The sequence below is a fragment of the Acidithrix sp. C25 genome (genome assembly GCF_904848545.2).
Genome location: NZ_CAJHCI020000002.1, coordinates 69,125 through 86,930, shown reverse-complemented (window position 1 = coordinate 86,930; position 17,806 = coordinate 69,125). Strand labels below are relative to the sequence as shown.

Below are 17,806 nucleotides of genomic sequence, written 5' to 3'. Positions count from 1 at the left end.
TTGGGTGGCGTAAGATAAAAGACTATGATCCAAAATCCACTTGATATCGTTCAGCTCTTGGCCGGCGATTCAAAGGTGCGCGAGAATCCTTTTCCAATCTACGACATGGCCCGTTCGATGGGAGAGGTAATCCCTGTAATGGAACGGTTTTACTTAGCCACCTCCTTTTTTGCATGCGATAGCGTGCTTCGTAACCACAGCTTTGGCAAGCGAGCAGATTCGATAGAACAGGCACGACCTCTAATCTTTGATTCCAAGTATCCGCCGTCGATGCTCTTTCAGGATCCGCCGAACCACACCAGATTAAGGCGATCGGTCACGACGTTTTTCACACCCTCAAAGATCTCTGGTCTAGAGCCATTGATTCGTGAAACTACTAGGAGCGCCTTATCGTCAATGGTCAAAGATGGAGGAGGAGATATCGTCTCAAAGGTGGCTCTAGAGATACCGATTTCTGTGATTTCAGCGATGTTGGGGGTCGATAGAGGTGAGCGGTCGAACTTGGCCCAAGAGGTCGCCATCGTTGCAGCCAGTTTGGATATCGGAGAGCGCGTTCGACAAGGTGACCGCCAAGAGCTAATTGATGCTGGAAGTAACCTGTTGTCTTTTTTTGATGAGCTTATTCAATCTGACCTAGAAAAGACCAGATTGCTTACATCCCTAATGGAAGGCGATAGTCCTCTTGATGGTAAAGAGACCGCCGTAATGGCACTTTTGCTCTTCATGGCAGGATTTGAAACTACCGCCAATCTCCTTTCAAGCATGGCCTATCGCCTGGGTACCGATGATGAGGTGTATTCGAAAGTAGGGGGTTTTAACGACCTTTTGCCAAGGGCGGTAGACGAATTTTTGCGTCTCGACTCTCCGGTTCAACTAGACGGTAGGGTGGTTCAATCTGAGGTGACGATCGCCGGCGTCGAATTAGAGGTTGGAAGTTTTATCCTGACGTTGCTAGGTGGGGCAAATCGAGATCCATCCGTCTTTGAAGATCCGAACGCTTTTAGGCTAGATCGGTCGAATTCCTCGCTTATCTCCTTTGGTGCTGGTATCCATCATTGTGTTGGTGCGACACTTGCTCGACGTGAGGGTGCGATCTTTTTAGAGGAGTTACTGAAATTGCCGACTTATGAGGTGGTTTCGGCTAAGGCGAAGAGCTCGTTGACCCTGCGAGGTTTCGAATCCATAGAAGTAAAGTTTTAACAAGATAGTTATCAACCACTAAACCTTGACCGTGGCTTCGAAAAGGCGCGATGCTAAGGTCAATTCGTACGATCAAAGTTGAATTTGAGTATTGGAACTTTCCAGTGCCTCGTGGTGAGCCTGACAAGATTAACAGAAAGTTCACTGGATGCAAAAGGTGATTGTCTGGCTAAGGCGAGACTTGAGATTGAGCGATAACCGAGCCATGGCGGCGGCTTTGTCGCTACCTGATGCGGTTGTCTACCCCTATTTTGTTTTTTCACCCAAGTTGTTAGAGAAGACCTCTCCTGTTCGTTCGTCTTATTTGGCTGGTGTGGTCAGGGACCTCGATGGAGATCTCGATGGTCGACTCAATTTGGATTGGGGCGATCCTGTTGGGTCACTCGTCTCTTTCGCGCTTGAGATTGGCGCCACAAAGGTCTATGCAACTAAAGAGTTCTCGCCGCTAGGACGGACGCGCGATGAAGCTGTTGGACTGAAGCTCAGGTTAAATGGTATTCAATTTTTACTAGGAGATTCGCCATATTTGATCTCACCCGGAAAGATCAATCGTCAGAGTGGTGGATGGTACAAGGTGTTTACTCCCTATTACCGTGCTGCGTTGTCCCATGGATTCGAACTTCCTTTCGATATTCGATTTGATCCAAATAGGTTCTCAAACCGAGTTCTCTTTCATCGCCAGGCTGAGGCATACCTTGAAGGTTCCGATTGCTTTGATAGGAAGCGGTTCCCTACCAAAGCTTCATTTGTGTTGGAGGCCTTTTCGACCTTTGTGGAGGAAAAATTAAGTCACTACAGCATTGGTCGCAATAGTCCATCGACCGAGAATACCTCCGTCGTTTCACCAGCTCTTCGCTTTGGAGTGGTACATCCCCGCCAACTCGCGTACTTGGCCTCTGGCCAGGAGGGTGGCTCTGACTATATTCGCGAGCTTTTTTGGCGAGATTTTTACGCCCAGGTCTTGTTGAACAATCCAGAGAGCGCATGGAAGAACCTTAATGAACAGTTTGATCAACTTGTTTATGATGAAATAGACGAGGCAACGACGCGCTCGCGCTTGCAAGCATGGAAATTAGGGCTTACCGGATATCCCATTGTCGATGCCGGCATGCGTCAGCTGCTTGCGACGGGCTGGATGCACAATAGGTCAAGAATGATCACTGCGTCGTTTTTGATCAAGGATCTGCACGTTCCATGGCAGGTTGGTGCCCGCTACTTTATGGAGCATCTCATTGATGGAGATTTGGCCTCGAATAACCACTCTTGGCAGTGGGTGGCTGGTTCGGGTACAGATGCAGCCCCCTATTTTCGAATCTTCAATCCCGTGCTTCAATCTAAAAAGTTTGATCCCAACGGAGACTATATAAAAACATGGATCAAGGAGTTGGCGGAGATCCCGAGCCGATTTGTGCACGATCCCTCTGAAGCCAAGCGTCTCGGTCTTATTGGGGAAGCCTCTTATCCGTCGCCGATCGTTGATCACGCCTTAGAGAGGCAAATAACACTGGAGCGTTACGAGGCGATGAAGGTCGTTACCGCTTCGAACTCTGATGAATAGCCATCGACCCTTCGCTTTGACTTTTCGGCTTCTTCAACCATTGGATATTCATTTTTGGCTGCTCCAAGTTACTTCAAATTCACATGGCAACCCATTACAGCGTTATCTATCTCAAAGCTAGCCGGAGGACCACTGTTCTTGTGGTTTGCGTATTAGCCGAGGAACTGAGGTTTTCACTCGATATGCTAAAGAAGTTGTTCAACCAGGAACGGCTAAGGTAAATCCATGCTTGGACATTTGGAGGAAAGTGGTGCTTGAGCCAATCAGTCTTAGACGAATTCATCATGTGTATACCGAAGTCCGATTTTATTAGCGGATGCTAGATCGCACTAAGATTCACTCTTGATCCATAAATTGTCAGATATTGACGTATTAACAGCTGTAAGTGCTGTAATAATGCTAACAAAATGTTTTTCTGCTTAGGTTTTAAGAATGAGGAGCTTCAATACAGCAGTCGCTATTTGAAGAGTCGGGGAGCGCTCCGGCGGTATCGCGAGAGTTAGCATTGGCACTTTTGCGTTTCGCTGATTCTGGTATTGACGATGTACAAATTAGCGAATTTAAAATAGATGGGTCGCGGGAAACTCGCCAAGTACATGTTAACCCCCGAAAACAGTTGCGATTGATACATCGTGTGCTAGGCGAAGAAATAGCTTTTGATTTTGAAGAAGCATTAGTTGGAACTCAAATGTGATTCTCTCTCATTGGGCCTACTCTAAGAGCCTTAGGCGGAGGCCAAATTCTTATCTTTGATGAGATCGATTTGAGTTTTCATCCAAGATTATCAGCACGTTTGGTGAAACTATTTCAAGATCCCGAGATTAACCCCCCCCCAAAAAAAAAGGTGCTCAGCTGATCTTCACCTCCCACGATACCAGTCTTCTAAACCACCTAAATCGTGATGAAGCCTGGCTAACCGAAAAGGGTGAGAGTGGTGCGATTACTTTGACCGCTCTGGTGGAATATGGTGGAGACAAAGTTAGGAGATCCTTAAACTCGGAAAGAGCGTATCTGCAAGGAAGATTTGGCGCAGTTCCTGAAATTGACCAGTTCGCGCTTCGTCAGGCGATTGGACTGGTTTCGACCGGTGACTAGATCTCAAAGAACCAAGGGTACCGGAGGAAACTCTCTCAAGCGCCGGGTGGAAGTTCGCAAACCTCGATGATTGTTTCTCATATTTTACGAAGGGGTTAAGGACCGAGCCGGAGTATCTTGAAGCACCAAAGTCGCAACCGTGGGTACGTGATAGTGTGGCAGTCACCTTACAGGTGCAAGATGGACTGACGCAGTGTCGAATCATCATTGTCTAATTGAGAGTTCCTCACTGCAGTAATCCTTAGTGCATCGGCAATCTCAGGTCGCTGGTAATGGCGGCACAGAGGAGAGTTTGCCAACCTGACTCATCATCGGCGCGCTAAATTACTACTTTTCTAGCATGACATAACCAACGCGAGAGTCACGGCAGAAAAACTTTCTCAAATTTCACTCATTTTCGGGCCTGGTTGCTCTCAGCTACTGGCAAACTTGACTAGACGTAGCTAGCTACAATCACTCCGGCGACAACCCACTTACCTAGAGCACATCTCCAATTGCGAGTCCAAACTAATCGGACAGCTGGTAAATATAAACAACGACATAATGTCTCTTTATGCTGGTCAATGGGACTTGAATCCAGTACTGACAGGTTGAACCGGGGAGAATCGAAGTACGATAACGGGTATACAGCTTATTTCGGAAGGCTAGTTAGGCTGAGCGTGTGCGGAGTCCTATCGAGTTCAGAGAATACGAAGAAGGTGATCTCGATGGTGTGATTGCCTTGTGTAGTCAAGAGAGCTGGACCTCCTATGCCGACGACAGGGATCGAGCGCGGGAAGTCTTCGCCGCGCCCGGGGTGGTCGCCGTGGTTGCCACTGCTTCCAGGCATATTATTGGGTTCGCCTACTTCCAAACCGATAGAGCGATACAAGCTCACCTGTCTCTTCTCGTTGTAGAACAGACCTTTCGCAGACTCGGTGTCGCCAAGGGAATCATATCCTACGCGTTCCCGTTGCTTGGGGCTACGAGAGTCGATCTAATTACCGATACCGCCGAAACCTTCTATCGCTCTCTTTCCCACAAGGCGGAGTCGGGCTTCCGGCTCTATCCACCTAGGACATCCACTAACGACATGTAAGCGAGGTAGGTTCTCTTTGGCGATGAGAACCGATCCGATTTTATTAATGACCAGTTATGGTGGACGCTAGACATATGCCGGGCCGTCTTGCTGCTGGAGGGCAATGGGTGTCGTTCTGCCCGGATGGTTGAGAGTTTTGCCTCGCTCGACACAGCTACCAATTCGTGTCAAAAAAAAGTTACGGAATCCTGAACAACTATGAATGTTCTCGACAAATACTGAATAAGTTACCCGCTCTGAGCTGCGTTGATATAAACTCATGACCCTTATTTAAGAACCCAAGAGCCAACTATCCACATATTGGAATTGACCCAATCTGTGGAATTTATGTAGTGTTCGACGCTAGCGCCATTATTGCAATTTATATGGCATCAACTACTACTTTTGTTGTAATAGTTGCCGAGTTAACTTCCAAAAGCTACATATCTGATCGAGGCGGAATCCTTGCCTCCGCATGGAGCCTCGAACTGTTGATGCGGTTTTTTTGCAACCACACTCAGAGATTAGCGACACTGGGAAAACCAGGTACTAAGGGAAAACCAGGTGCCAAAGCGACCACTTCGAGCAATCAATAGTATTGATTTGGCAAGAAGATGGCGCTTTTCTTGGCCAAATCTTTTTTGGAAGTGTGTTTGTGTTGCCAGCAACCTGTTTTTGACCCACCCCACTTATTCGTGGTAGTGCTTTTGAGCATATAGAGATATCGCTGATTGTAGATTTTTGAATTCTCTTGGGTAGGTCGATCCATGAGAAACCGCAATTAGCTAGATTTTGCCGGCACCAAAATGTCAAAAAACTATTAATCGAAAAACTAAGCAAACGTGCCAACTATCCTGACACTCACCGCTATGGACAACCTCGTATCTAGGTCGTAAACCTATCTAATTCAGAGGATCTGAGATTGCGATCAGAGCGCTTTTTTAGTCATTTTCGTATGAGTTAATCGAATGTAGATTGTCATAACGGTAACTAGATAAGTGATCCAAACAATGCCTTGTAGGACTGTGGGTGTTGAAGCGTATCCAAAAAAGCTATGGACGATATCACCGAGAGTTGAAGAGTCGGGTAAAAGCGACGAAGAGTTCCACATCGTCTCTCGAAGTAGAGGGAGATATCCCAGACTCTGGAGGTTTTCCGCTGCGTCCACCAAAAGCCCAGCGCCAAATGCCATGAGTGCGATCCCAAGTATTCGAAACGCTTTAGCTATATCTAGCTTTTTTCCAAGGCGATAGATCGAAAAAGCAAAGGCTAAAGAAGCAAGTAACCCAATTGCACCGCCAATAATGGCGCCCTTCGCGCTGGTAGCAAAGACGATTGCAAGAGTAAAAACCATCGCTTCGAGAGCTTCGCGCCCCACAGCTTGGGCTGCCATTATCGCGATTCCTAGGCGTGCACCTCGCTCAAGGGCTTCATTGGTCTGTTTTTTTAGTTGTGTTGATACTTTTCTGGAGTGACTGGTCATCCAAAATGTCATATAGGTCATTACGCCTGCGGCGATGAGGTATGTGACCGTCTCGAATTGGGTTTGAAGGCGTGTTCCCGCGTAATCTTTAAGGGTCAGGTAAATTACTGTTCCAGCTATTAGAGCAAAGGCTAGCGCAACGCTCACGCCTAAAATGACGTCTTTGAAGTTTTCCCTTTTCCCGATCTTGTCAAGGTAGGCGAGAAGGATCGCAACGATTAGAGATGCTTCAATCCCCTCACGTAGAAAGATTACGAGCGTTGCCAGCAAACAGACCGCCTCGATTCATGATTGGCGACGTCAAAGGGTTTCTTGGATAGCCCTTTAGCCACATAGAGCGTATGAAATCGAAGATTCATTCCAAGAAGGATTCATAGTTTACACAAATTAGAGGGGCTGCTGGCTGCAATTGCGAGGTTGAGTGCCCTAGCTATCTCTTAGATCTTTTATTGAGTTTTGGTGGCTTGTTGAATTGATGGGGCTATGGATGGAGGAGGCCTACTGTTTTGATAGGCATAGAGTCTGATTCGACCAGGTGCGATAAGCGCCTAATAGTTCTTTGATTTTTCGCCGATAGTTGCTTGGTATCTTTGTGAGGGTAGCCTAGTTTCTTGCGTGCACTATTGAATTTTGAGTCTTGATGTGGTTTTGTGGCTTCTGGTACCCCCTAGGGTATGGTTTTAGGGATAATCGGTGACTCGAGATACGGAACTTCGAAATATTGGACTAGTCAAGGAGCGGTTTTGAAGGATAATGAGTATTCGCTAGCTGAAGAGATTGAGTCTCACGGCTATGTCATTGTTTCCTCGAACGCTATCCAGAAGTTTGTGCCTGAGGGCGAAGACGAAGTTCCTCTTATCTCGATTGTAACTCCGTTTTATAATCCGGGTGAGCATTTTGAAAGCGCTATTCGTGAGATGGTGAATGTTCTAGATAGCGTCGGCCTCTCATATGAGCTGATCGCGGTAAGCGACGGTTCGACTGATTCAAGTCCTTCCACCATCTCTAAGATCGGAATCTCTACCATCAAGGACGTATATCACCTGCGACGTCAAGGTAAAGGTGCTGCTCTTAGAACGGGTTTGGCGCTAGGTCGTGGAAAGTACCTTGGGTTCATCGATGCTGATGGGGATATCGATCCATCTGCACTTAGGGCATTCATTGGCACGGTCGCGCTTTATGAGCCTGATATTGTGCTTGGATCGAAGCGTCACCCAATGTCCAAAGTCGTATATCCTCCAATCCGGCGTCTCTATTCGGCAATGTATCAACTCTTGATTAAGGCTCTGTTCGGTTTGAGCATTCGAGATACCCAAACAGGAATCAAACTTGCTCGCCGTCAAGTAATTGAAGATGTTCTCCCACTGATGGTTGAAAAGCGGTTCGCATTCGATTTGGAGCTGTTTGTGGTGGCTCGCCGTTTGGGATATCGGAACTTTTTTGAAGCACCGGTGGTGATTCGGGAACGACTTACCTCTACGGTCAATAGCCGAGCAGTCTTCAATACCATCGTCGATACCTTTGCGATCTTTTATCGCGAGAGGATCTTGCACTTTTATGATAGGGTCACCTAAGACCTCAGGTGACGCTGTAGTTTTCATTGTCAACCTGGACTTGTAAGGTTGTCACATAGCATTTTGCTAACTATTTGTCACCTACTGGCTCTAGCGGAAGGATTATTGAAATCCCTAAATCTGAAGGAGGAGATTTCGGGTAGCTTTTCATTGTTCTCGATTCAATGGTTGATGTACGTCCAAAGTCTTTTAGTCGATCCCCAATGTAAGCTTTGTCTTTTGGTTTCCGCGGATATTTTGCCTGAAATCATAATTTGACTTACCATTTTTTGAGACGGTGTCGATATATTTTGACGGTGTCGCGATTGCTCAATCTGCCAGTACGGCGTTAGTGGGTTGTAGCAAGGTCACCAAACGAGCCATAAAACTCCGGAAAACTTTTAGCACTCGGTAAACTTAAGTGCTAGAAAACTTCAAGATTTAGTCGTTAGGAGTCGAAATTGGGCTCTCATTCGGATGATAGGCGTGCGCGAATCTTACGTGCAGTTGTGGAAGGGTACGTTGGAACTGCTGAGCCAGTTGGTTCTGCCTATATTGTTGCAACTACCGATATTGCTGTATCGTCGGCCACAATTAGAAACGACATGAGTTTTCTAGAGAGTGAAGGATATCTTCGTCAACCCCATACCAGTGCCGGTAGAGTGCCCACTGAAAAGGGATATCGTCGCTACGTCGATGAACTTATGGGTGAAGCTGATGGTGGAAACAAGAGCGACCAGGTTTTGGGGTTTTTCAAATCTGCTCACTTGGAGATAGACGAACTCTTGGGCGCGACAACGACGCTATTGACGAATTTGACTAATTGTGCGGCAATTATTACAGGCCCCTCTCCGCAGCGTGCACAGATAATCTCCGTAAAGTTCGTAGGACTTGCCTCTAGGCTCGTTCTGGCTGTAGTGGTCGATGTAAATGGGTCGGTTGAGAAACGAGCTATCGAATGGCCCCTAGATGTCGATTACGGGCAACTTGAGCAGCTTTCAGAGGTTATGACCGACCATTTCAAGGAGAAGGAGCCTCATTCGGTCGATGAAGCTCCATATTTTGACGATCTTGACTTTAGTAATTTGGTTTCGCGTTGCTTTGTCGCAGTTAAAAGTGCAGTCGCCGACGCTGAGCGAGACGGTGTATTTATTGGAGGAGCCAGCACGGTGGCTGCTTCGTTTAATGCTCTTGAGACCGTGCGTGGAATAATTTCAATTTTGGAGCGTCATTATCTCGTGGTCTCGTTGTTGAGATCTGTGATCTCCACAGGGCAGGCGGTGGCTATTGGCTCCGAACACGGGCTTACCTCCTTGCGGGAGTGCGCAGTGGTTGCTGCCCCGTATTCGATAGATGGTATTCAAGTGGGAAGCGTTGGGCTCATTGGTCCAACAAGAATGAATTATGGTTCGGTGATCGGCGCTGTTCAGTTGGTCAGTGAGAACCTTGGGAAGAGACTTAGCGAGGGATAGATGGCAGCAGATTTTTATGAACTTCTTGGAGTTTCTCGTACCGCCTCAGATGATGAAATCAAAAAGGCATATCGCAAGTTAGCCCGTGAGCTACACCCCGATACCAATCCTGGTGACAAAGAGTCCGAAGAGCGCTTCAAGCAGGTCTCTAGGGCATATGAGACTCTTAGCAACGCTGAAAAGCGTAGAGCCTATGACGTCTATGGTGAAGGCGGAGCCTCACAAATGGGCGGTGACCCCAATGACTTCTTTGGACAAAGTGGATTCGGAGACATTTTCGAGTCGATGTTTGGTGCTGCTTTCGGAGGAAATGCCCGAACTTCAAGGTCTGGCGCATTGCGTGGTGAAGATATGCAAGTTAGCGTATCACTCACCTTTGAGGAAGCCGTATTTGGGGTTCATAAGGAGGTTTCGATTCGTGTGCCCGCTACCTGTACTACTTGTGGCGGCAATGGATCTAAGCCAGGAACCACCCCTACGATATGTCCCTCATGTCAAGGCGCAGGAAGCGTCAAGAAGATTGCCCAGACGATTCTAGGACGTATGGTTACGACAGTTGCATGCGATCGCTGTCGAGGAAATGGTCAGATTATTTCAACTCCATGCCAGGACTGTCGAGGTGACGGTAGAAGGACCGTGGATCGAACCTATACCGTCGATGTGCCACCGGGTGTGGATGATGGGACCACCTTACACCTGACAGGCAAGGGTGCTGCGGGAGGTCGGGGCGGGATGCCTGGAGACCTTTTTATTTCGCTGAGAGTTACACCAGATCCTCGCTTTACGCGAGAGCGAAACGACATCCATTCAGTCCTGCACATCAGTTACGTCCAAGCAGCGCTGGGGGTTGAACTCGAGGTTGAGACGATCGATGGTCTTGAAGGGCTGGTTATTCCAGGGGGAACTCAATCAGGGAAGCGTTTCACGATTCGTGGTAAGGGTGTTCCTCACTTAAGATCTCGTGGACGCGGTGACCATATCGTCACAGTCTCGGTTGACATTCCCACCGCGGTAAGCCACGAAGAAGAGACTCTACTTAGGCAATTGGCAACGGTAAGGGGAGATATAGTTGCTCATCACGAAGCTGGCCTTTTTTCGCGCATAAAGTCGGCACTTTTTTAATTAGTTGATTGATTGGTTTGGGCTATAAAATTTCAGATCCTCATTTGGTCTCTAAAGCGCACCTGATCGTAGACGATTTTAATGAGCCTTATCTCACTGAGCACGAGGCCCATCATCTTTTTGTGGTAAAGAGGCTCATAGAGGGTGATTCTGTTACCCTTTGTGATGGAAGAGGGACTGTAGTTCCCTGTCGAGTCGTTTGTAACCCAAGCGATCGAACAACTCGGCGCAATAAACGAGACAAGGTGCTGGTTCTCCAGACGGATGGTGATCGCTATTATCGTGATTTTTCAGCGCCAATCTTGGAGATGGTTCTAAGCGTTATTGATCCAGATCGGTTAGATATAGCTATCTCAAAGCTCACCGAATTGGGTGTAGCAAGAATTACCCTTGTTGAGGCTCATCGCTCGCGTTCTGTACCACAGCGTCTAGGTGAAGGTCGATTAGGTCTCGCCAGACTCACAAAGATCACAAGGGAGGCGGCCGGTCAATCCCGAAGCTTATATCTGCCCGAGCTTTCATTTGGTGACTATGACGCAGTTATGGATCGGGTGATCGTATGTGATATAGACGGAGAGGATCTAGTCCTTCCACCGTCTTCGGTCTTGATCGGTCCAGAGGGTGGCTTTGCTCCTGGTGAAATACCATCAACTGTTACGAAATGGCGTCTTCCTGGAAATGTACTGCGTGCAGAGACGGCCGCTTTAGTTGCAGCTTCATTGGCAATGGGAATGTTCCAAAATTAATCTGACATTGTTGTAATTTTGACGCCTAACGTGAGCTTTTTGCGCTAGTATCTTCACTAGTAACCACATAACCATGCGAAGAATTATGACGATAAGAGATGAAGAATTAGTAGACGGATACGCAGCAGCGGTTGGGTCGCGGCTTCGTTCGGTTAGAAAGCAAAAGAAACTTTCGCTCCAAGCTGTTGAAGCTATGTCGGAGCTGGAGTTTAAGGCGTCTGTTCTTGGTGCGTACGAACGGGGCGAGCGATCGATCTCTGTTCCGCGTCTTCAAAGACTGGCAGCACTATATGATGTACCGATTGATCAACTCTTACCTAAGGATCCGTTCACTTTAAATTTACCACCGAGTGAATTCCGTTCTGGTGAGATTAATTCGGCGGATCTGATTCTTGATCCTATGATGCAGCCAGAGGTGACCTATCGTCGTTCGTCGCCGACTGAGACAAAAGTTACGATTGATCTAAATCGTCTTAATGAAGTTTCAGGACCTGAGCGTGACGTCTTGAAACGGTATCTTGGAATGATCCAGGTTCAGAGGCAAGATTTCAACGGTCGAATGATTACGATTCGAACCGACGACCTTCGGGTGATCGGATGTATCTTTGAGCTCACTTTAGACCAGATGAGTGCGCGTCTAGATGAACTCGGTTTAAGGCGTTATTGATTGAATTTTTTGAATTCAAGGCTATCGTTTCGTTCGAGGCGATAGCCTATTTGTCGTGATGGGTCTGTATATTCATGTTCCTTTTTGTATCTCTAGGTGCGAGTATTGTGCCTTTGCAACTTGGTCCGATCGTTTTGATTCCATGGATAGGTACCTAGAGGCTCTCGCAATAGAACTCTCCGAGGCCGGTAGCGGCCTTGTCTTCGGCACTGTATTTTTTGGTGGCGGCACTCCCAGCCTTCTTTCCCTTGAAGCCTTATCTAAGATAATGGCAATGATCTCTCTCTCGCCGGGTGCTGAAGTTACCATTGAAGCCAATCCAGAGTCTTTGGCCGATGAACCCGCAGATTATCTGAAATTAGGGATCAATAGGGTTAGTGTGGGGGTCCAATCGCTTAGCGACACCGAGCTAAAGCGTCTAGGTCGCGATCATCGATCATCGACTGCTAGAGCGGCTCTTGGGCGACTCTCTAATAGTGGACTTTCCTACTCGGTTGACCTTATGTATGGTGCTGTCGGGGAAGACTTTGGATCCATCGAAGGGTCGATTGCTCAGATAATGGAGGTAGAGTGCCCTCCGGATCATATCTCCATCTATGGTTTGACAGTTGAAGGCGGTACCCGACTCGCTGCTAAAAAAGAGATGCATCCTGATGACGATGATCTAGCTTGGAAGTATTTGGTGATTTGTGAGATCTTGGATGGTTTTGGCTTTGTTGACTATGAGGTCTCTAATTTCGCACGAGCGGGTCACTACTCAAAGCACAATTGGAGCTATTGGATGCAGGGTCGATATTTAGGAGTTGGACCAAGTGCTCACTCTTTTATTGGAGATGAACGTTCCTGGAATATCAGAGATTCCCTGAGGTGGATCGCCTCGATATCAAATAAAAAGAGTGCGAAAGCGGGCTCTGAGCGCCTAGATGTTGAAACCGCAAAGTTTGAAGGATTGGGCCTCTTGCTTCGTACGGTATTAGGAATTCCGTCCCAGACGTTTGAGATGGAAAACGTTCCCGAAGACCTCTATAGCCTAACCGAAGACCGGCGATTGGTGTTGACGCCTAAAGGACGTCTGCTTCACAATCAGCTGGTTGGATTTATAGACACATCGAAGATTACAATAGAAGAGCTAAACGAATTTCAAGGTAGGCGTCTTGAGGATATCTTGTCCTTTTCGAGCAGTCGCTGACCGAAAATTCCAAAGGACACTTGTAATGCTTTCAAAAAAAATCGCTATGGACATAGGAAATCACCTAGTCCAGTTGGATTTCAATAATTCGCAGGGCGTTAACGAGATGCTTGTGCTCCTTGAGAACTGTTTTTTTGAAGTAGGCGTCGGCGACGATTTAGGGATCTTTAGTTTTCTCGTACGTGCCTTTGATCGAATTGTGGCAATGGACGCACTTGTAGTTGCAAGGGCAATCTCTTCTAATGTGAATAATGGCTATGTGGGCGAGTCTTTGAAATTTACTTCAAGTCAAGAGTATTTAATTGAAGACCTATCAACTCTCTTGATTGAGACCAGAGGCCTTCTAGAGCCAGTAATTGATCCGAGAAGCCAAAGGGAAGCCGTAAATCTATTCAGCAATATATTGCTTGATATCCGCTACAATAAGCCACAAGGGGTCGTGAAGGCTCTCGCTAAGTTGCTCGTGTTGGATGGCGTCGGAAACTTCGTCGATAGCATCAGCGTGATCCTTGAACACGTGGATGCTTTGCCAGGTGTCGACGAAAGTGGGGTGGTCTTTACTGATCTGTCGTCGTTGAGGGTAAAGTTACGCGAGGTACTTTCAGGGGGTCCATTCGAAGCTCTCATAGTAGAAGTGGCCAGAGGTTAGTATCGATTTGGCTGACGACTCTTAGGCAAAGGTTCATTCAAAATAGTAGATACATGGTTGGACTGATCTTTGGCTAGCCCAGTTGAGGCACTGACATATAATTAGCGGGAATCTACTCTTGGGTAAGCTCAAATGGTGCCCTTTGAATGTTTGTTGTCATCGCAAATATGGCTTGACCTGTTTTCAATTCAGCGTATGATTTTTGCAATTTTATTGTCCGCGATGGAATAGATGAGGTCGAATTTACTAAAATTCGCTTTGCATTTAATTAAATTGTAAGCCCCAGAATCCCAAGGGGAGAAATCGCCTTAAGATTCTGGGGCCGTACTTTTATAGGGCATTAGATCAAGCTGAGCTGATCAATTTGGCAAAGTTACAACTATTTCTTGAATGGGAATAGTGGAAATATAGGTTTACCCAATGTCGTATTAGCGATATTCGCCATTGCTCCGTACCACGCCAAGATAGCGGTGATGATTCCGAAGTAGCCACCAATCTTGGTTGTCCCACTGCTGTTTCCGAATGCACCTAGCGTCAAGAAGATAAAGGTGATAGTAAGGACTACGAAGATCGCAGCCAGTACACCATTGGTCCCAAAGGATGCAACGAGCAAGATGACGGTAAAGATGGTCCAAGCAAGAAGGAATAGGCCGGTTGCTTTGTTAGCGTCACTTGCAGGAAGGCCGCCAGCTACGTACTTGACATAGTAGAAGAAGGCGATCCAGAATGCGCCATGAGGTGAATGCAACCGCTCCAAAAACATTGTTGCGTTTGAATTCCCACATTCCAGCGAGGATCTGAGCTGTACCTCCGTAGATGAGTGCTAGTGGTAGCACGACGGCGGTTAGCTTGGCATTGAGGATCCCGGCATTAAAGATGCTTAGCACAAAAGTTGTCATAGCGAAGGCCGCAAGTCCTAACGGACCTGGGTCTGCGATTGTAGGCGTATTATCTGCCATTATTTTTTCTCTGTCCTTTCTGACAAAGTTTCTTCCCCCAATATGACCGCTCTTTCTCTTTATCGCGGCCAATCCCAGGTTCGAGTTGTTCGAGCTTTGTGATTTTGTGCGATTTGAGCTGCTAGTAGTCCCTCTAAGAATTACTCCTATGGACCACTAACCAAGAGCGGTCGATCGATCTTGGCAAAAATCCTTGATCGATCTCATAAGGAAAATCATTGAATTCGTCAAAGACCTTTTGGTTTTTGTAGAACCCCATTGATTTTCCTTATGAAGTGACGACTGCTGCGCATATTTTGTATACGTTTTGAGTCGTCGTTGTCTCTCGAGTAGTTCTTTACTCTTGAGAAGCTTGGCTAGCTGCTGCAGAATTTGCGCGATCGGCTATCTCTCGAACAACATCTGCATTGGCTAAGGTCGTTACGTCGCCGAGCTTTCGCTGCTCGGAAATGTCTCTTAGTAGGCGTCGCATTATCTTACCCGAACGTGTCTTTGGAAGTTCATCGGTGAAGACAATTGAAGCAGGGCGAGCTATCTTACCGATCTTGGTGGCTACGTGCTCTCGAAGCTCAGCAAGTAGGTCGTCATTGCCAACGACGTTACCTTTTAGGGTAACAAACGCAGCGATTGCCTGTCCAGTGGTGGCATCTGCCCGTCCGACGACTGCAGCCTCAGCTACACTTTGGTGATCGACAAGGGCCGACTCGACCTCAAGGGTGGAGATTCTGTGGCCAGAGATATTCATGACGTCATCGACTCGACCAAGTAGCCAGTAGTAGCCGTCGGTGTCACGCTTAGCACCATCGCCGGCGAAATAGACCCATTTGTTCTCTTCTGGCTTGGAGAAGCGTCCCCAATAGACATCTTTGAAGCGCTCTGGGTCACGATATATCGTGCGCAACATTCCAGGCCATGGATGAGTTAGGACCAGATAGCCACCGCCGCCCAATGGAACTGAGTTTCCTTCGTCGTCAACGATGTCGGCACCGATTCCCGGTAAGGGAACTGTAGCCGACCCAGGCTTGGTGGTAGTTACTCCAGGTAGTGGTGAGATCATTATGTGGCCAGTTTCAGTCTGCCACCAAGTGTCAACGATGGGGCAGGTGCCGTTTCCGATGTTCTCGTTATACCAGATCCAGGCCTCTGGGTTGATTGGCTCGCCAACGGTCCCAATGACTTTGAGGCTGGAGAGATCATGCTTGGCTGGGTATTCGGTTCCCCACTTCATGAAGGTGCGAATTGCTGTAGGGGCGGTGTAAAACTGATTCACCTTGTACTTGGCGATAATCTCCCAGAAACGATCCTTGTCAGGAAAATTGGGAACACCTTCGTAGATTACGCTTGTGCAACCATTTGCCAAGGGGCCATAGACGATGTAGGTGTGACCTGTAACCCATCCAATGTCTGCGGTGCACCAATAGACATCGTCTTCTTTTACGTCGAAGACATTTTTATGGGTGTAGGCAGCTCCGACTAGGTAGCCACCGGTCGCGTGTTGAATTCCCTTTGGTCGCGCAGTTGTGCCCGAGGTATAGAGAATGAAAAGCGGATCTTCTGAGTCGGTCTCAGTAGCTGCTTTTTCTGTCGATTGATCTGCGACTAGGTCGTGATAGAAGATATCGCGGCCGTCAACCATGTTTACTTTGGCGCCAGTGCGTGCTACTACGACGACATTGGTTATGGTTGGTGTCTCTTCGATCGCTGCATCTGCATATTCCTTGAGCGCTACGCGGTTTCCGTTTCGCCAAGATTCATCACATGTAATTAGTATTTTTGCTTCGGCATCATTGATACGGTCTCTTAGGGAGTCTGAGCTGAAGCCACCAAATACTACTGAATGGGTTGCGCCCAGGCGAGCAGAGGCAAGTAGTGCTATGGGAAGTTCTGGAATCATTCCCATGTATATGGCGATTCGATCGCCCTTTTGAATACCTAGGCTCTCTAGACCATTGGCTAGCTGATTGACTTCTTTGTAGAGGTCGGAGTAGGTTATGACCCGGGAATCACCAGGCTTGCCCTCAAAGTAGTAGGCGACCTTGTCGCCGTTTTTTTCCAAATGGCGATCGAGGCAACTTTCGGTAACGTTTAACTTTGCATCTACAAACCACTTCGCGAATGGTGCGTTAGACCAGTCAAGCGTCTGGGTCCATGGTGTTCGCCATGAGATGTTTGCTGCTTGACCGTCCCAGAAACTTACGTAATCGTCCCCCTCGGCGTAGATTGATTGCGAATTGATGTTGGCTTGCGATTTGAACTCTTCGGACGGAGTAAATTTTCTTTGTTCGTCCATGAGAGCCTCAATTGTTACCGCATGCTCTTCCGGTAACTCAGGCATAGCTTCCCCCTTAACATTGTGACAAACTTCATACAAAGTTGAAGCGACACGATAATAGGCATTTAATGGTCGCGATGTCCAAACGAAGCAAATAATTCTTATATTTGTTGTTTTCGGATGATTGATCTTGATTTTATGGGTATCATGTATTCTCCCTTTGGCGAAGGATTGCGATTTTCTCTAATTCGTGTTCAACTGTGACCATTGGTGCCCAGGCGATAGCGTGCATATCTTCTCCTCGGATTGGCGCTTATGGGATTTATGTTTGCCTCTCGATCGGACCATTGCGGGATTGGTCCTGTCTAAGATTGTGGCGACGCCTAAAGCACTCCTAGAGAAGCAGGAGACGTCTACCAAAACCATTCGGGCCTTTTAATTTATATAAGCAATTTCAAGCAGATCTTTTTCAAGCTAAGGCGAAATCTTCAAAGCCAATCCAAGAGATAGGCCACGGCTGTTCAAGCGCTATTTAGAGTGAAAGCGTACTTTAAGTACCCAGGGGATTTTTGATGAAAATTTTTTGTTGCAAGAGTTTCGCGCAATCTCCTATCGCATGAGGTAGGCCGGGTACGGTCGAAATTGACGATGGAGCCCGGTGTTTTATGGACATGTTTTGCGCTTCAATATGGAAAGTCCGAGAGGGATCGGTGACGAGCGTAGAGGAATCTTCTTATATTGCAACGTTTATTTGCAACGTTGCAATCAAATTAGGACGTTCAAG

At 47.3% G+C, this 17,806-nt stretch carries 13 protein-coding genes and 1 pseudogene; 11 read left to right on the top strand and 3 right to left on the bottom strand.

Annotated elements, in window-relative coordinates; genetic code table 11:
• Positions 1-24 precede the first annotated feature (24 nt).
• From ACIDITHRIX25_RS93690 to ACIDITHRIX25_RS93675, 4 genes are all read left to right on the top strand, one after another.
• Positions 25-1,200 carry a cytochrome P450 gene (locus ACIDITHRIX25_RS93690; protein ID WP_052606338.1) on the top strand — a complete coding sequence of 392 codons (1,176 nt, stop codon included), beginning with the start codon at positions 25-27 and terminating at the stop codon, positions 1,198-1,200.
• 148 nt (positions 1,201-1,348) lie between these two features.
• Positions 1,349-2,758 carry a cryptochrome/photolyase family protein gene (locus ACIDITHRIX25_RS93685; protein ID WP_283770421.1) on the top strand — a complete coding sequence of 470 codons (1,410 nt, stop codon included), beginning with the start codon at positions 1,349-1,351 and terminating at the stop codon, positions 2,756-2,758.
• Positions 2,759-4,514: 1,756 nt separating this feature from the next.
• A complete protein-coding gene (locus ACIDITHRIX25_RS93680) occupies positions 4,515-4,931 on the top strand; it encodes a GNAT family N-acetyltransferase (RefSeq protein WP_052606340.1) in 417 nt (138 codons plus the stop codon).
• 332 nt (positions 4,932-5,263) lie between these two features.
• Complete coding sequence (locus tag ACIDITHRIX25_RS93675; protein WP_249685718.1) at positions 5,264-5,506, top strand: hypothetical protein; 243 nt, start codon at positions 5,264-5,266, stop codon at positions 5,504-5,506.
• Between the two features lie 332 nt (positions 5,507-5,838).
• Here ACIDITHRIX25_RS93675 and ACIDITHRIX25_RS93670 read toward each other — a convergent pair whose 3' ends face one another.
• Positions 5,839-6,663 carry an FTR1 family iron permease gene (locus ACIDITHRIX25_RS93670; protein ID WP_201733007.1) on the bottom strand — a complete coding sequence of 275 codons (825 nt, stop codon included), beginning with the start codon at positions 6,661-6,663 and terminating at the stop codon, positions 5,839-5,841.
• A 473-nt stretch (positions 6,664-7,136) separates the two neighbouring features.
• Between ACIDITHRIX25_RS93670 and ACIDITHRIX25_RS93665 the strand changes: the two genes are divergently transcribed.
• The 7 genes from ACIDITHRIX25_RS93665 to ACIDITHRIX25_RS93635 all read left to right on the top strand — a co-directional run bounded on the left by ACIDITHRIX25_RS93665 (position 7,137) and on the right by ACIDITHRIX25_RS93635 (position 13,791).
• A complete protein-coding gene (locus tag ACIDITHRIX25_RS93665; RefSeq protein WP_052606344.1) occupies positions 7,137-7,967 on the top strand; it encodes a glycosyltransferase in 831 nt (276 codons plus the stop codon).
• Positions 7,968-8,407: 440 nt separating this feature from the next.
• The gene (gene hrcA / locus ACIDITHRIX25_RS93660) at positions 8,408-9,418 is read left to right on the top strand and encodes a heat-inducible transcriptional repressor HrcA (RefSeq protein WP_052606345.1); all 1,011 of its coding nucleotides are present in this window, start codon (positions 8,408-8,410) and stop codon (positions 9,416-9,418) included.
• Positions 9,419-10,540, top strand: a complete 1,122-nt coding sequence (gene dnaJ, locus ACIDITHRIX25_RS93655) for a molecular chaperone DnaJ (RefSeq protein ID WP_052606346.1) — start codon at positions 9,419-9,421, stop codon at positions 10,538-10,540.
• A gap of 17 nt (positions 10,541-10,557) precedes the next feature.
• Positions 10,558-11,286, top strand: coding sequence for an RsmE family RNA methyltransferase (locus ACIDITHRIX25_RS93650; RefSeq protein ID WP_201733006.1), 729 nt, complete (start codon positions 10,558-10,560; stop codon positions 11,284-11,286).
• A gap of 85 nt (positions 11,287-11,371) precedes the next feature.
• The gene (locus tag ACIDITHRIX25_RS93645) at positions 11,372-11,953 is read left to right on the top strand and encodes a transcriptional regulator (RefSeq protein WP_052606348.1); all 582 of its coding nucleotides are present in this window, start codon (positions 11,372-11,374) and stop codon (positions 11,951-11,953) included.
• A 58-nt stretch (positions 11,954-12,011) separates the two neighbouring features.
• On the top strand, positions 12,012-13,142 hold the full coding sequence (gene hemW / locus ACIDITHRIX25_RS93640; protein WP_249685763.1) for a radical SAM family heme chaperone HemW: 1,131 nt from the start codon (positions 12,012-12,014) through the stop codon (positions 13,140-13,142).
• Positions 13,143-13,167: 25 nt separating this feature from the next.
• The gene (locus ACIDITHRIX25_RS93635) at positions 13,168-13,791 is read left to right on the top strand and encodes a hypothetical protein (protein ID WP_052606350.1); all 624 of its coding nucleotides are present in this window, start codon (positions 13,168-13,170) and stop codon (positions 13,789-13,791) included.
• A gap of 379 nt (positions 13,792-14,170) precedes the next feature.
• On the opposite strand, the pseudogene ACIDITHRIX25_RS93630 reads toward ACIDITHRIX25_RS93635, so the two are convergent.
• A pseudogene (locus ACIDITHRIX25_RS93630) lies at positions 14,171-14,690 on the bottom strand (acetate uptake transporter).
• A gap of 397 nt (positions 14,691-15,087) precedes the next feature.
• Complete coding sequence (gene acs / locus ACIDITHRIX25_RS93625; RefSeq protein ID WP_201733002.1) at positions 15,088-17,085, bottom strand: acetate--CoA ligase; 1,998 nt, start codon at positions 17,083-17,085, stop codon at positions 15,088-15,090.
• Between the last annotated feature and the right edge of the window lie 721 nt (positions 17,086-17,806).

What these genes read in the sequence shown, in the direction of transcription:
- ACIDITHRIX25_RS93690 (WP_052606338.1), top strand. Translation starts at nt 25, where the DNA reads ATGATCCAAAATCCACTTGATATCGTTCAGCTCTTGGCCGGCGATTCA.
- ACIDITHRIX25_RS93685 (WP_283770421.1), top strand. Translation starts at nt 1,349, where the DNA reads ATGCAAAAGGTGATTGTCTGGCTAAGGCGAGACTTGAGATTGAGCGAT.
- dnaJ (WP_052606346.1), top strand. Translation starts at nt 9,419, where the DNA reads ATGGCAGCAGATTTTTATGAACTTCTTGGAGTTTCTCGTACCGCCTCA.
- ACIDITHRIX25_RS93645 (WP_052606348.1), top strand. Translation starts at nt 11,372, where the DNA reads ATGACGATAAGAGATGAAGAATTAGTAGACGGATACGCAGCAGCGGTT.
- hemW (WP_249685763.1), top strand. Translation starts at nt 12,012, where the DNA reads ATGGGTCTGTATATTCATGTTCCTTTTTGTATCTCTAGGTGCGAGTAT.
- ACIDITHRIX25_RS93635 (WP_052606350.1), top strand. Translation starts at nt 13,168, where the DNA reads ATGCTTTCAAAAAAAATCGCTATGGACATAGGAAATCACCTAGTCCAG.
- acs (WP_201733002.1), bottom strand. Translation starts at nt 17,085, where the DNA reads ATGCCTGAGTTACCGGAAGAGCATGCGGTAACAATTGAGGCTCTCATG.